Genomic DNA, 13640 nt, shown 5'->3' with positions numbered 1-13640 from the left:
ACTTATTGGACATGGGGTCCCGGGCTGAGTCTGCGCGTGACGGGCCGGTCCTGGGATGATGAAGCCATGCCCGGGTGCGCGGACGGCGACGCCAATCGCCCCTGCAACAGAGGGATTTGCAGCCATTAGCAGTTTCGTTTCCCTGGGCCTGGTCCTGCTTGATCACATGGGGTGGAGCAGGACGAGCGAGGCCGCAGTTCGGGTTCTCAGCGGCAGGCAAGCCGACAGCCCGGGCATCCGATGGATCCGACCAGCCTGCTCGACCAACTCCGAGCCGCCGGAGTTCCCGCCCAGCGCGGCCGGACCTCAGCGATCCGCCAACTGGTCCTCCAAGCCCCCGCTCCCGTCGTCGCTCGGGCCCTCGGCTACCACGACAAGACCACCACCCACCTGGTCGTCGAAGCCGGTGGAACCTGGAGCCGATACGCCCCGGGCGATCACCGAAGGTGAGCCCCAACCGCGAACTCCTGCGGCCCCGGCTGTCCTGGCAGCCCACCCGCTACCTTCACCACATGGAACGGGCCACCATCCTGAGCAGCCTCGCCGCGAGCGGAACTGACACCGCCCCGCAGCGACTCACCGAACTTGCCGCCGAACTCGACATACCGGCCGCCGACCTTCTCGTTGTCGCAGGCCACCCGGTGCCGGCGGAACTCCTTCCCCCGGAGCGCGACGCCAGGGTCATGAGGCAGTTCGCATACCGCGTCAGTTACTGCGACCACTCGCAGCTCGCCGCGCTGGAGGCTTTCGTCCGCTCGCTGCCCCGCGTCGCCGCCCCGGGACCGTTCGTGCAGCCGGCCTGGCCGTACCCCCGCCCCGCCGAGACCAGGTTCGCCGCCGTACTCGGCGGGTTGATCCGCAATCGCGGCTTCGGCATCCGCGACCTGCCGTTCATGGGACTGTCCCTCAGCACGCTGTACGGGATGGTGTGGCGCTGGGAGCCGAGTCCGCACCGGCGCCAGCAGCTATCTGCCGTAGCCGGTCCGCTGGGCTGGACCCTGCCCGATCTCTTCGCGGTCGCCGATGAGCCGTACTCGGAGGAACTCCGCCCGATGCTGCACTGCCACCACCTCGGGAGGGTCTTCGCGGCGGCCGTCCCCTTGACCACCGCTCAGCTGATCGAGACTGCGGAGGAAGCGGATCGGCTGAGCGTGCGTGAGGACCACGGCGTATGGCAGCCCGTCTCGCAGGGCTTTGCCGAGGAGTGCCCGGACTTCCCCTGACAGCAAGGGCTGCCTTGGTGCCTTCTGGCATGGTCGGGCGCCTTCGCACGTTGTCCGCGCCAGGCAGCGGTAGCCCCTGGCGATCGACGTCCGCCGAGCTCGCGCTGATCACTCAGCGCGAGCCCCATTTGGAGTCGGCCGCGAAGAGGCGACACCTGAACATGCGAGCTCACCAGTCCCAAGGCCGAACTCGGCTCCGCCAGCGCGGTCGCCGACTCCAAACAGACCCTGCTGTGTACCTGCCTCTCGGCCGTGCTCCTGGTCGGCCTGATCCTCAACGCCGCCCTCGGCTGGTCCTGGGCCGACCCGATCGCCGCCTTGGTCATCGCGGCCGTCGCCGCCAAAGAAGGCCGCGACGCCTGGAAAGGCAAAGGCTGCTGCGCGACCCCCACCGCCGCAGCGGTCCCGGCCGCGGCCGACTCAGACGAAGCGTGCGGCTGCCGTCCCGGCTGCGACTGACCACCCACAGACGCCAAGCCGCTGGTCAGGTCAGCCCGCCGACCGCCCAGCCCACCCTGCGGAGCCCGCTCCGCACGAGCCCACCGGGCGCTTGGTTCAGAGAAGTTTCGTGTCGGAATCTCACGGCTGGTGCCGGATGGAAGTCGGATCCGACGTGGCGCTGAGACAGGCAGGTCGCGCCTGTACCTCGTTCGCGTTGAAACGCCGACGCCTGGAAGGCCAAGCGGCCGCGCCGGGAACAGCCGGTCCGGCCGGCACGGTTGCATCGACCGAGGGACCGGCGCCGCACGGGCGGGGAACACGGAGACCACAAGGTCGTCCGCCCCACCAGGATCCGGGCCCCAGGATCGCGGTACGCCCGCCGCGCACTCGGACCAAGACGTATTTCTGCAGGAGGACTGTTTCATGACTGACCGGCCCTTGACGCTCATGGCAGTACACGCCCACCCCGACGACGAGGCCACCGGAACCGGTGGGGTCCTCGCGCGGTACGCGGCGGAAGGCATCCGCACGGTTCTCGTGACGTGTACCGACGGCGGTTGCGGTGACGGACCGGGGGGTGTCAAGCCGGGCGATCCCGGGCACGATCCGGCGGCGGTCGCCTTGATGCGCCGTCAAGAACTTGAGGCGAGCTGTGACGTCCTGAAGGTCAGCGATCTGGAGATGCTGGACTATGCCGACTCCGGGATGACGGGCTGGCCGAGCAACGACGCCCCCGGATCCTTCTGGCAGACCCCCGTGCAGGAAGGCGCGGCCCGACTCGCGGAACTCATGCGCCACTACCGACCTGACGTGGTCGTCACCTACGACGAGAACGGCTTCTACGGCCACCCCGACCACATCCAGGCCCACCGCATCACGATGGCGGCGCTGGAGATGACCGCGCTGGCACCGAAGGTGTACTGGACCACGATGCCCCGCTCGATGATGCAGCGGTTCGGCGAGATCATGCGCGAGTTTCATGAGGACATGCCGGAGCCGGATCCTGCCGAGGCCGCCGCGATGGCCGAGATCGGCCTCCCCGACGATGAGATCACCACGTGGGTGGACACCACCGCGTTCAGCGGTCAGAAGTTCGACGCGTTGGCCGCGCACGCCAGTCAGGGCGAGAACATCTTCTTCCTCAAGATGGGCAAGGAGAGGTTCGGCGAGTTGATGGGCATGGAGACCTTCGTACGTGTCCAGGACGCCACCGGCGCGGCCATACCCGAGAACGATCTCTTCGCCGGACTGCGCTGATCCGCCCGTCCGACCGGCCGGGAAAGCGCATCGACCGCACGGCGCGATCGAGCGGGTCACACACCCGGAGGCTTGTCCACGCGAGTTCCGCTCCGGCAGCCCGCGTCCAGGCCCTCGCCGCCGCCCTCGCCCGCTTCCGCGAGGCAAGCTGACCACACGGCAGTTACTGGGCCCAGCAGTACCCGGGAACGTCACCTGGAAACACACCCAGCAGCAGAACGCCGGGGACATAAGCGCGGCAGTCAGCGTGGCCTTCATGGTTCTCAGCGCGCTGTTCCTGCTCACCGCCAAGTAGAGCTGGGGTGCGCCGGGCATCAGACCTGCAGCCCGGTGCGTGCCTTCTGCAGCTGCTCGGCGGAGACTGCGTCAGAGTCCGGCAGGCCCGCGGCCTCCCATTCCGCGGCGCACCTGGTGTGCATCCTCCGCACCGATGTGGTGCACCGGGTGCGTTCGGTGCGGTGCGTTTCCCCTGGACCAAGCCCGGTGGTCCAGGGAAAACACGGGCCGTGCGCAGCACAAACGCGCTGACCCACACCGGTCTCCGGACCCCGTCCAGCAGTGCTGTGAAGGTTCGGGCACGATATAGCTGCCGCCGCCTGTCAGAGTGATGAGGCCGACCTCGGCGAGCGCGCGCCTCAGCCTGGGGCTGGGTGAGCCCTGTTACAGGTCGTCGGCCGTCAACGCCGAAGCCCCGGCTGCGGGTTGCAGTCGGGGCCTGGTGGTGAGGCTCGTCTAGGCGGTCTCGGTGAAGTCAACTCCTCGTTGGGGTAGGAGCTTTGACGGGAAGTGGTGCTGATGCCAAAGATCCTGACGGTGGAGTTGACGCCCGAGCAGCAGGCCGAGGTGCGTCGGCGGCTGGCCAGACGTGACCTGTCGCGTAACGAGCGGCGGCGGTTGGAGTGCATCCGGTTGCTGAGCCGGGGCCTGACTGTGCCGCAGGTCGCCGACCTGCTGGAATGCAACCCGGTCACGGTGCGCGAGGCGGTGCACCGTTTCGCCGACGGCGGATGTGACGCCCTGGCCGATGCCCCGCGTCCGGGACGGCCCTCCTCATTCACTGACGAACACCTGAAGGCACTGGGCGCGTTACTGGACGCCTCCGCTGAGGAGGGGGTGACCTGGACCGCGCCCGAGCTGTGCGACTGGCTGGAGAAGGACCGGGGCGTGCACGTGTCGGCGGCGTGGCTGACCGAGCTGCTGCACCGGGAGGGTTTCCGGTGGAAACGCACCCGCGACAGCCTTCGGCACAAGGCCGACCCCGTCCTCCAACAGGTCGCCCGGGACCAGCTGGAGGACTTGCGGACTTACGGATGGAGGCCGACGCGGGCACGCACGACCTGATCTTTCCTCGACGAGTCCGGCTTCGCGCCCACCATGCCCACCGGCTACACCTGGTCACGCATCGGCCAGCGCGCGGTGGTGCCCCGCGAGGACACCCGTAACCGGCGGGTCAACGTCCTCGGCGCCCTGGTCGTGGGCACCGAGCCCGATCTGCTGTCAGAGCGCATCACCAGCTCGATCGACGCGGCCGTGCTGCTGGAGTTCGTCTGCCGTCGGCTGGCCCGACTGCCCGGCGGGGCCGCCGCCTTGGACCTCGCGGCGGACGGCACCCCCATACCGGTCTGGCGACGGCGCCGACCGTGCACCGTGGTGCTGGACAATGCCTCCGCGCACGTGGCCAGGGCGTTCAAGGGCCGTCGCGAGCAGCTGGCGAAGATCGGGGTGGAGCTGTTCTACCTGCCACCCCGCAGCCCCGAGCTCAACGACATCGAACTCATCTGGCGCTCGGCCAAGTACGAGGACTACCCCCAGCGCGCCCACACCGAACTCGACGCCATCAGCGCCGCCGTGGACCAGGCGCTGACCCGCCAACGAGCCCGCATTCAAGGATCAGCAGCGAACTTCACCAAAGCCGCTTAGAACCCCCGAATTACGCGGAACGCGGGTCCGGGTGACGGTGGCGAGCGCATCGAGTTTCTTCAGCGCCGCCTCCATATCCCGCTGCGCGTCGTTGATCCACTGGGGGTTCCCGGCTCCGCGGGTCGTAGCTCCGATCGGATGAGCCGCCGGCCCCGTTCTGACGTCTCACCCGGAGCTCCGCATGTCACCGGTTCCTCCGAGGATGGCCCGGCCTTCAGGCCGGGGAGGATTCGGACTCCTGCGGAGCAGGGCAGGAGAAGCCGAATCGCCGCCAGGGCGATTGGGCGTCCGCCCTTCGCGCAGGTGAGGCACCACAAAGATCAAATGGGGGTCAACTGTCGTACCTCCCGGGTAGGTTGAGATTCATGGCTGCGGGAGCGATGACGGAGGGTGCGGGGCACGCCCGGTACACCTATCGTCTTCGCGTCTCGGCCGGCGCCGAGAAGGCCCTTCTCGGCGAGTGGGACCGCTGCCGGTGGGTGTGGAACGAGTGCGTGGCCAAGTCCAAGGCCGCGCACCGGCGCAACAAGGCGACCGGCGAGAAGCAGACATGCGGCCCGGCCCAGCTCGACACGATGCTGACCCAAGCCCGGCGCACCACCCCGTGGCTGGCCCGCGGATCCTCGGTTCCTCAGCAGCAGATCATCCGCGACTTCGGGAAATCCCGAGCCAAGGCCCACAAGGACAGCAGGGACCGGTTGCCCATGCGGCAGCGGGCAGGGATGCCGCGCTGGAAGAAGAAGCGCGAGGCGGGCCCGACCTTGAACTACACCAAGCGCGGCTTCCGCCTCAACGACGGCCGGTTGCATCTGGCCGGCGGCATCAGTCTGACGGTGGTGTGGTCCCGCGACCTTCCGGCCGACCCGTCCAGCGTCCGCGTCCACCAAGACAGTGTGGGGCACTGGTACTGCTCCTTCGTCGTTGCCGCCGAGATCCAGCCGCTCCCGGCGACGGGCCGGGTGCTCGGCGTGGACTGGGGCGTGAAGGAGACCGCAACCACCACCAGCGACGACCACGACCTTCCGCATGCCGGGCATGGGAAGAAGGCTCAGGCGAAGCTGACCCGGTACGACCGGATGATGGCGCGCCGCAAGCCGAAGAAGGGGCAAGCGGGGTCGAAGGGCTACCGGGAGGCACAGCGGCTCCGTGCGCAGCTGCACAAGAAGGTCGCCCGGCAGCGGGAAGACACCGGCCGCAAGTGGGCCAAGAAGGTCGTGCGCGACCACGACGCCATAGCGGCAGAGGACTTCCGGCCCAAGTTCCTCGCCAGGACCACCATGGCGCGCAAGGCAGCGGACGCGGCCATCAGCAGCACGAAGAGGGCACTGCTGGAGATGGCGCGCAAGCACGGGCGCATCGTGCACCTGGTGCACCCCGCGCACACCACGATGGACTGTGCGCAGTGCGGAGCGAGAACCAAGCACGCACTGCCTCTTTCCGAGAGAACGTATGCCTGCACCGCGTGCGGAGCCGTCTGCCCCAGGGACAAGAACTCCGCGCACGTGATGCTGGTCCGGGCGGGTCTGAGCCCGGCAGGTATCGAGGGCGTAAGACATCCTGGCCCGCTGGGCCAGGAGGCGGCCTGAGCCTGGAATCCCCACTCAACTCTGAAGGAGAAAATCCCCTCCCTTCAGGGAGGGGAGCAGTCAAGGTCCGTCCGGCAACTCGTGAAGTACCCGCAAATCCCTACCGGGCCTGCCTGTCGGTCGGTCAGTTCCTCGGGGCAGGGCCGGTCGAGGCCCGTACGACGAGTTCGCACCCCAGGAGCAACGAGCGCGGTGGGCCCGGGTCCTCGAGGGACTGCAACAGCATGCGGGCGGCTTCGGCGCCGATCGTCCGCTGCGGAACGTGCACGGTCGTCAGCGCTGGACTCATCCGGGACAGGAAGGGCATGTCGTTGAAGCCGACCACGGACAGGTCCTGTGGGCAGCGCAGTCCGGCGGCCCTCGTAGCGTCCAGAGCACCCAGGGCCAGCAGATCGTTGGACGCGAACACCGCCGTGGGCCGTACGGATTCCCGCAGCAGCCGGTGCATCGCCGCCTCGCCGGCGGTCTCGCTGAAGGAGTCGCAGACAACGACCGGGCGGTCGTCCGGGCCCAGCCCCGCCCGGTCACAGGCATCGACGAACGCCCGGTATCGGATCAGACCGGTCGACAGATTCTGAGGGCCCGCCAGATGCGCGATCCGCCGGTGCCCCAGGGAGGACAAGTGGGCGATCGCGGCGTGTACACCGCCGGCTTCGTCGGCCGTCACCGACGACGCAGGTCGCCTGTCCGTCACGCGGTTGACCAGGACCATCGCTACCCCCTCCGCTGCGGCCTGCTCGAGCAGCGGGTGCTCGCGCCGCGCTGTCGCCACGATGAAGCCGTCGCACTGGCGACCGCGCAGCTCGGCGAAGAGATGCCCTTCCTTGGCTTCGTCATTGTCCGTGTTGACCAGGATTGCCGAGTAGCCCGCGGGCGCCAGCACCTCCTCGACACCTCTGACGATGGGCGGGAACAGAGGGTTCGTCAGATCCGGGATGAGAATCGCGACCATGTGCGAGCGCCGGGTGCGCAGCGCCCGCGCAACCGAGTTCGGCTGGTAGCCGAGCCGGTCGGCCGCCTCCTGGACACGCTGCGCGGTCTCCGCCGACACACGGTGGCGGGTCTGAGGATTCAGCGCTCGGGACGCGGTGCCCGGATGGACTCCGGCCGCTTGCGCCACGTCACTCAAGCTCGTCACACCTCCATACCTTAGGCCCTGCTCATTGCCAGGGCAATCCATTGCCATGGCAATGGATTGCATACCTCTGCAGCAACCCTTGACACCCCCTAGAGGCGGCCGTAGCTTCGCGGCAACCCATTGCACTGCCCTTCACCGAGATCCGCGGGCCGGACCGCGAGACGCCGTGTATTCCACTCTCATTGAGTCAGGGAGCCGCTTGCCATGGATGGCAATCGATTGTCAGGCGAGGCCGTTCAACTGCTGTTTCGGGAGCGCCGCCGCAGGCGGCTGCTGGCGGCACTGGCCGCGGTCGCGGTCAGCATGTCCCTCGCGGCATGCGGCCCCGCAACCGCGGGCCCGGACGCGGGCGGCGATGCCGCGGCCAAGGACACACTGACGGTCGGTGTGTCGCTCTCGCTGACCGGCGACTTCGCCGACCCGGGCAAGGCCGCCAAGCGCGGATACGACCTATGGGCCTCCGACGTCAACGAACGCGGTGGCGTGCTGGGCCGCAAGGTCGTCCTCAAGATCGTCGATGACACCTCCAACCCCAACCAGGTGACGACCAACTACACCAACCTCATTACCAAGGACAAGGTCGACCTCGTCTTCGGCCCGTTCTCCAGCCTGCTGAGCATTCCCGCGTCGCAGGTCGCCAAGCGGTACGGGTACGCCTTTCTGGAGCCCGCCGGCGGCGGGCCGAAGGTCTTCGAACAGCGCCTGGACAACCTGTTCTTCGTTCAGCCCGCCTCCATCGTCAGGCAGGGCGACATCTTTGCCGACTACCTGCTGAAGCTCCCTGCCGACCAGCGGCCGAAGACCGCCGCGTACGCCGCGCTCGACGACCCGTTCGCCGCGCCGCTCGCCGAGAACCTCCGCAAGCGCCTGGAGGCCGCCGGGATCAGGACGGTGTACTCCGAGACCTACCCGGACAGCCTCACCGACCTCACCCCGGTGATCGCCAAGGTGGCGGCCGGCAAGCCCGACCTGGTGGTATCCGGCACCCAGTCCGAGGACGCCTACGCACAGGTCAAGGCCATGAAGCAGCTCAAGTTCAGTCCCAAGTGGCTGTTCATGTCCAACGGCGCCAACAACCCGGTGGAGTTCCCCGACAAGGTCGGTTCGAACAACGTCAACGGAATCTTCACCACCGGAGACTGGTTCGCCGGTTCCAAGCAGCCGGGCGCCGCCGAGTTCGTCAAGGCGTACCTGGCCAAGTACGGCGGGGAAGAGACCGGTATCGACACCACCAGCGCCGAGGCGTACTCCGTCGGCGTACTGGTCGAGCAGGTCGCGAAGAAGACCGGTAAGGCCGACAACGCCACCATCGTCAAGACCCTGCACTCGGGCACCTGGACCACGCCGATCGGCGACTTGTCCTGGGATGCCTACGGCGAGCCGCAGAGCAACTACACCCTGGTCCAGTGGCAGAACCGGCGGCTGACCCCGGTCTTCCCAGCCGAAGTCGCCGCCGTCCAGCCGCTGACGTCGAAGCCGGCCTGGGGGAAGTGAGCGGCATGCACACCCTTGTCCAAGCGGTCATCCTCGGTGTCCTCACCGGCGGCGTGTACGCGCTGATGGCGAGCGGCCAGACGCTGATCTTCGGCATCATGCGCGTCATCAACCTGGCGCAGGGCGCCATGGTGGTTCTCAGCGCCTATCTGTCCTGCACCCTGTTCACGACGGCGGGAATCGATCCCTTCCTCACCATCCTGCTCCTCGCCCCGCTGATGTTCCTCCTCGGCGTGGTGGTGCACCGGGTCTTCCTGCGCCCGTTGAAGGCCGGTGACGGCGAGCTGAGCCTGATGGTGATGTTCGCGGTCGCGCTGGCCGTCGAGGGTGTTCTGGCCGCCACCTACAAGACGACCTACAGGTCCATCAACGCCACTTACCGGGACGAGTCGTTGGAGCTGGCCGGCTACCACCTGTCGGTGACTAGGCTGGCTGCCTTCGGTCTCTCACTGGCCGTCCTCGGCGGACTGTGGGTGCTCCTGCACCGCACCCGATTCGGCGCCTCCATCCGGGCCACGGTGCAGAACCCGACCGCGGCCCGACTGCTGGGAGTGGACCCCGACCGGGTCTCCGCACTCGGCTTCGGCCTGGGAGCGGCGACCGCAGGGGCCGCCGGCGCCGTGTTCGGCCTGGTGTACCCCTTCAACTCGGCCAGCCACTACGACCTGATCGCGCGGCTGCTGGCCATCGTCGTCCTCGGCGGTCTGGGCAGCCTCGGCGGCGCCGTGGCGGCCAGCATCCTGATGGGTGTGGCCGAGTCGGTGGTCGCCGCGACCTGGTCCCCGGCATGGGCCTCCGCGACCTTCTTCGTCGCCCTGCTCCTTGTCCTGCTCGTACGGCCCCGCGGGCTGTTCGGTGCTCAGCTGAGGGGTGCGCTGTGACCTCCACTCCCACCGCTCCCTCGGTGACGTCCGCGTCGGCCGCCGAACCGAAGGCCGCCGCCGTCGGCCGTAGTGCTGCTACCTGGCTCGGACGGCTGCCGCGCGGCGCGGTACCGGTGGTGTTCTTCGGAGCCCTGCTGGCCGCTCCCTGGACCGTCGGCGCGCCCTGGATCGTCAACCTGCTGATCTTCACCATGATGTACGCGGCCATGGCCAGTGCCTGGAACCTGGTCGGAGGCTTCGCCGGTTATCCCTCCCTGGGTCACGCCGCGTTCTTCGGCGTCGGCGCCTACACTCAGGCGATCTGGTTCAACCAGCATCCGCCGGTCTCCGGCTGGGAGCCCTTCCTCGCGCTGCCGCTGGTGGCAGTCGTCACCGCCGCCCTCGGGCTTCCGGTGGCCTGGGTGGCGATGCGTACCAGGACGACGACCTTCGCCATCGTCACCATCACCCTGCTGTTCCTTGCCCAGACCATCGCATACAACGCCAAGGGGCTCACCGGCGGCGCCCAGGGCGTAGGCATCGCGCCCGCCCCGTTTAGCGCCGCGTACTACGCGTTCCCGTTCTACTACGTGCTGGTCGCCGTGCTGGCCTTCGCCGTCGCTGTGACCTGGTACGTCCGCCGCTCCCGGCTGGGACTGGTCCTGCTCACCGTTCGCGATGACGAGGACAAGGCCCGGGGCGTCGGCGCGCCGACGACCGTGGCGAAACTGGCCGCCTTCTCACTCTCGGTCGGCATCACCGGCGCGGTCGGCGCCGTCTGGGCGTACTACGTTTCCTTCGTCTACCCGGCGTTCGCGGTGGACCCGCTGGTCACCATCGGCATGGTGCTGATGGTGTTCCTGGGCGGACGGGGCACCCTGTGGGGCCCGGTGCTGGGCGCGTTCCTGGTGGTGCCATTCCAGCAGTACCTGGCGTACCGGCTCGGGGCCAACTCGCTCCACCTGGTCGGGTACGCCGCACTGTTCCTGACCGTCATGCTGGTCCTGCCGCGCGGCATCCTGCCGTCGGTGGCGGACCGGCTGCGCCTCGGAGGGCGGGTGAACAAGCGATGACAGTGCTGCTCGAGGTCCGTTCATTCAGCAAGGGTTTCGGCGGGGTGCGAGCGGTCCAGGGCTGCTCGTTCGCGGTCGAGGAAGGGTCGGTGACAGCACTGATCGGCCCCAACGGATCCGGCAAGACCACCGTGTTCAACATGATCACCGGCTATCTGGGGGCCGACGCCGGATCGGTGCGGTTCGCAGGTACGGAGTACCGCAAGCCGGACCCGGCGCTGCTCTATCGCCGCGGACTGACCCGCACCTTCCAGCAGGCACGCATCTTCGGCTCGCTCAGCGTGCGGGAGAACCTGGTCGCGGCCGCGGGGCACCGCTGGACCGGGCTGCTCGGCCCGCGGGCTGCCCGCGCCGACCGGGCCCGCGCCGACGAGCTCCTGGAGGACTTCGGTCTGGCCGCCAAGGCCGACGTCAAGGCCGCCGACCTCTCCTACGGCCAGCGCAAGCTGTGCGAGTTCGCCGCCGTGCTGATGGCGAATCCGCGTCTGGTGCTGCTCGACGAGCCAACCGCAGGGGTGAACCCCGTGATGATCGAGACGATGGAGCGCCATGTGCGGGCCAGAAACGCACAGGGAGTGACCTTCCTGGTGGTGGAGCACGACATGCCGCTGGTGATGCGGCTGTGCGACCCGGTCATCGTGCTGGACCGGGGACGGACCATCGCGACCGGAACACCGGCTGAGATCCAGACCGATGCCCGGGTCCTCGACGCCTATCTGGGGGACTAGTGACGAGCTATCAACTTCCGCAGCCCGGGGAGCTGCTCCGGCTCAGCGGTATCACAGCCGGATACGGCGCCGGCCTCATCCTGCGCGGTGTCGACCTCTCGCTGCCCGCCGGGCAGGTCACCTGTCTCATCGGGCCCAACGGCTCCGGCAAGTCCACAACGCTGAAGACCATCTCCGGGCTGCTCAGGCCGCAGGACGGCACCGTCACCTTCCGCGGCGAGGACATTTCCCGGCTCAGCGCACGGGAGCGGCTGCTGCGCGGCATCGTCCATGTGCCGCAAGACCGCAGCCTGTTCCCGGCGATGACCGTGCGGGAGAACATCGAGATGGGCGGCTTCGTGCTGCGTGACCGGCGGCTGGTCGCGCAGCGGTGGGAAGAGATCGCCGCCACCTTCCGGCTGGTGGCGGAGCGGGCCGACGCCCATGCCGGCTCGCTCTCCGGAGGGGAGCAGAAGACCGTCGAGATCGCCCGCACCCTGATGCTCGACCCGGCCCTCATCCTCCTGGACGAACCCTCCATCGGCCTGGACCCCAAGTCGCGTACCGCGGTGTTCCGCAATGTCGCCGGGCTCGCCCGTTCCGGGCGCACGGTACTGCTGGTCGAGCAGAACGCACGCTCCGGCCTGGCCGTGTCGGACACTGGTGTGGTTCTGGAGGGCGGCCGGGTCGCTCTGACCGGAACCGGTGCCGACCTGCTCACCGATCCCGAGGTCGGTCGTCTCTACCTCGGTGCCGGTACGGCCGTCCAGGACGCGGTACCGGCCGCGTCCGCCGTCTCCGGCGACTGACCACTCGCACTCACTCCTCCCCAGCCAATCCCGTGGCGGCACACCTCCGCCGCCCGGGAAAGGTGATGCAATCGATTGTCCACGTCAATGCCATGCCAGGCCGTGCTCGCGCGGCCCTTCGACCTGAGGACTGACTCATGAGCGACAACACACCGCGTACCACCATCGGCTGGGCCGGCACCGGGCGGATGGGATACGCCATGGTCTCGCGCCTGTTGAAGGCCGGCCACGACGTCACCGTCTACAACCGGACCCGCAGCAAGTGCGAGCCGCTGACTGAACTCGGAGCCACCGTCGTCGACACCGCCGCCGAACTCGCCGACCGCGACATCGTCTTCACGATGGTCAGCGCCAGCAAGGACTTCGCCGAGGTCACCCTAGGGGAGCATGGCATCCTGCGGCAGTCGGCGAAGCCGCGCATCCTGGTGGACTGCTCCACCGTGTCCGCAGATGTCTCCGCTCAGGTTCGCCAGGAGGCCGAGCAGATCGGCACCGCCCTGCTGGCCGCACCCGTCTCGGGCAACGGCAAGGTCGTCAAGGCGGGCAAGCTCTCCATGGTCGCCTCCGGGCCCCGCGAGGTGTTCGACGAGGTCGCGCCACTGCTGTCTGCCATCGCGCCGCGCGCGGTGACCTATGCCGGTGGCGACGAGGTGGCTCGGCTGGTCAAGTTGGCGCACAACATCTTCCTCGGTGTCGTCACCCAGTCGCTGGCCGAGATCACCGTGCTGGCGGAGAAGGGCGGCGTGAGCCGAGCCGCTTTCCTGGAGTTCCTCAACGGCTCGGTCATGGGGTCGGTCTTCACCCAGTACAAGACCCCCGCCTTCGTGAACCTCGACCTCAGCCCGACGTTCACGCCCGAGCTGCTGCGCAAGGACTTCGACCTGGGCCTGGCCGTCGCCCGGGAACTGGAGGTCCCCATGCCGGTCGCGTCGCTGACCCACCAGCTGGTGCAACACTCCATCGGCCGCGGGCACCGTGACATCGACTTTGCGGTCCTGCTGACCGAGGCGGCCCTCGCCGCCGGTCTGACCCTCGAGCCGGAGGACACCAAAGTCACGGACGGTCTGAGCGACGCCTCCTGACGCTGCCTCATGTTACCCACGCCTATGACAGCAATGTGAACCAGGAG

General features: G+C 68.4%; 12 protein-coding genes and 2 pseudogenes. 13 read left to right on the top strand and 1 reads right to left on the bottom strand.

From position 1 onward, the window contains the following. Nucleotides 1-240: 240 nt before the first annotated feature. The 7 genes and pseudogenes from C4B68_RS39680 to C4B68_RS39650 all read left to right on the top strand — a co-directional run bounded on the left by C4B68_RS39680 (nucleotide 241) and on the right by C4B68_RS39650 (nucleotide 6427). Nucleotides 241-450, top strand: a complete 210-nt coding sequence (locus tag C4B68_RS39680; RefSeq protein WP_099506818.1) for a hypothetical protein — start codon at nucleotides 241-243, stop codon at nucleotides 448-450. Next, on the top strand, nucleotides 447-1223 hold the full coding sequence (locus C4B68_RS39675) for a hypothetical protein (protein ID WP_099506817.1): 777 nt from the start codon (nucleotides 447-449) through the stop codon (nucleotides 1221-1223). Before C4B68_RS39680 ends, C4B68_RS39675 begins: the two co-directional genes overlap by 4 nt. Before the next feature lie 186 nt (nucleotides 1224-1409). Beyond that, a pseudogene (locus C4B68_RS39670) lies at nucleotides 1410-1682 on the top strand (cation transporter); the annotation flags it as partial. A 405-nt stretch (nucleotides 1683-2087) separates the two neighbouring features. Further along, a complete protein-coding gene (locus C4B68_RS39665) occupies nucleotides 2088-2921 on the top strand; it encodes a PIG-L family deacetylase (RefSeq protein WP_099506816.1) in 834 nt (277 codons plus the stop codon). A 795-nt stretch (nucleotides 2922-3716) separates the two neighbouring features. Then, entirely contained in the window at nucleotides 3717-4262 is a 546-nt protein-coding gene (locus tag C4B68_RS39660) for a helix-turn-helix domain-containing protein (RefSeq protein WP_146119959.1), read from the top strand. Between the two features lie 15 nt (nucleotides 4263-4277). After that, a pseudogene (locus tag C4B68_RS39655) lies at nucleotides 4278-4841 on the top strand (transposase); the annotation flags it as partial. 365 nt (nucleotides 4842-5206) lie between these two features. Continuing rightward, entirely contained in the window at nucleotides 5207-6427 is a 1221-nt protein-coding gene (locus C4B68_RS39650; protein WP_104879943.1) for an RNA-guided endonuclease InsQ/TnpB family protein, read from the top strand. 124 nt (nucleotides 6428-6551) lie between these two features. On the opposite strand, the gene C4B68_RS39645 is transcribed toward C4B68_RS39650, so the two are convergent. Continuing rightward, nucleotides 6552-7565 (bottom strand): LacI family DNA-binding transcriptional regulator, encoded by a 1014-nt coding sequence (locus tag C4B68_RS39645; RefSeq protein WP_206337109.1) that lies wholly within the window; start codon nucleotides 7563-7565, stop codon nucleotides 6552-6554. Nucleotides 7566-7769: 204 nt separating this feature from the next. Here C4B68_RS39645 and C4B68_RS39640 point away from each other — a divergent pair, with 204 nt between their 5' ends. The 6 genes from C4B68_RS39640 (at nucleotide 7770) to C4B68_RS39615 (ending at nucleotide 13593) form a co-directional block, all read left to right on the top strand. Continuing rightward, nucleotides 7770-9059 carry an amino acid ABC transporter substrate-binding protein gene (locus tag C4B68_RS39640; protein ID WP_099506489.1) on the top strand — a complete coding sequence of 430 codons (1290 nt, stop codon included), beginning with the start codon at nucleotides 7770-7772 and terminating at the stop codon, nucleotides 9057-9059. A 5-nt stretch (nucleotides 9060-9064) separates the two neighbouring features. Beyond that, nucleotides 9065-9940, top strand: coding sequence for a branched-chain amino acid ABC transporter permease (locus tag C4B68_RS39635; protein ID WP_099506488.1), 876 nt, complete (start codon nucleotides 9065-9067; stop codon nucleotides 9938-9940). Continuing rightward, nucleotides 9937-10995: a branched-chain amino acid ABC transporter permease gene (locus tag C4B68_RS39630; RefSeq protein WP_167459262.1), complete on the top strand. Its 1059-nt coding sequence runs from the start codon at nucleotides 9937-9939 to the stop codon at nucleotides 10993-10995. Before C4B68_RS39635 ends, C4B68_RS39630 begins: the two co-directional genes overlap by 4 nt. Beyond that, nucleotides 10992-11723, top strand: a complete 732-nt coding sequence (locus tag C4B68_RS39625) for an ABC transporter ATP-binding protein (RefSeq protein ID WP_099506486.1) — start codon at nucleotides 10992-10994, stop codon at nucleotides 11721-11723. The genes C4B68_RS39630 and C4B68_RS39625 overlap by 4 nt, the downstream gene beginning before the upstream one ends. After that, nucleotides 11723-12511, top strand: a complete 789-nt coding sequence (locus C4B68_RS39620; RefSeq protein WP_240634638.1) for an ABC transporter ATP-binding protein — start codon at nucleotides 11723-11725, stop codon at nucleotides 12509-12511. Before C4B68_RS39625 ends, C4B68_RS39620 begins: the two co-directional genes overlap by 1 nt. A 137-nt stretch (nucleotides 12512-12648) precedes the next feature. After that, the gene (locus C4B68_RS39615; RefSeq protein WP_099506485.1) at nucleotides 12649-13593 is read left to right on the top strand and encodes an NAD(P)-dependent oxidoreductase; all 945 of its coding nucleotides are present in this window, start codon (nucleotides 12649-12651) and stop codon (nucleotides 13591-13593) included. Nucleotides 13594-13640: the final 47 nt, after the last annotated feature.

This window comes from Streptomyces dengpaensis (assembly GCF_002946835.1).
Taxonomy (GTDB): domain Bacteria; phylum Actinomycetota; class Actinomycetes; order Streptomycetales; family Streptomycetaceae; genus Streptomyces; species Streptomyces dengpaensis.
This window is presented reverse-complemented; position numbering and strand designations above follow the sequence as displayed.

Excerpts from the sequence above, each read along its gene's own strand:
- C4B68_RS39660 (WP_146119959.1), top strand. The coding sequence starts at position 3,717 with ATGCCAAAGATCCTGACGGTGGAGTTGACGCCCGAGCAGCAGGCCGAG.
- C4B68_RS39640 (WP_099506489.1), top strand. The coding sequence starts at position 7,770 with ATGGATGGCAATCGATTGTCAGGCGAGGCCGTTCAACTGCTGTTTCGG.
- C4B68_RS39650 (WP_104879943.1), top strand. The coding sequence starts at position 5,207 with ATGGCTGCGGGAGCGATGACGGAGGGTGCGGGGCACGCCCGGTACACC.
- C4B68_RS39665 (WP_099506816.1), top strand. The coding sequence starts at position 2,088 with ATGACTGACCGGCCCTTGACGCTCATGGCAGTACACGCCCACCCCGAC.
- C4B68_RS39625 (WP_099506486.1), top strand. The coding sequence starts at position 10,992 with ATGACAGTGCTGCTCGAGGTCCGTTCATTCAGCAAGGGTTTCGGCGGG.
- C4B68_RS39635 (WP_099506488.1), top strand. The coding sequence starts at position 9,065 with ATGCACACCCTTGTCCAAGCGGTCATCCTCGGTGTCCTCACCGGCGGC.
- C4B68_RS39615 (WP_099506485.1), top strand. The coding sequence starts at position 12,649 with ATGAGCGACAACACACCGCGTACCACCATCGGCTGGGCCGGCACCGGG.
- C4B68_RS39680 (WP_099506818.1), top strand. The coding sequence starts at position 241 with ATGGATCCGACCAGCCTGCTCGACCAACTCCGAGCCGCCGGAGTTCCC.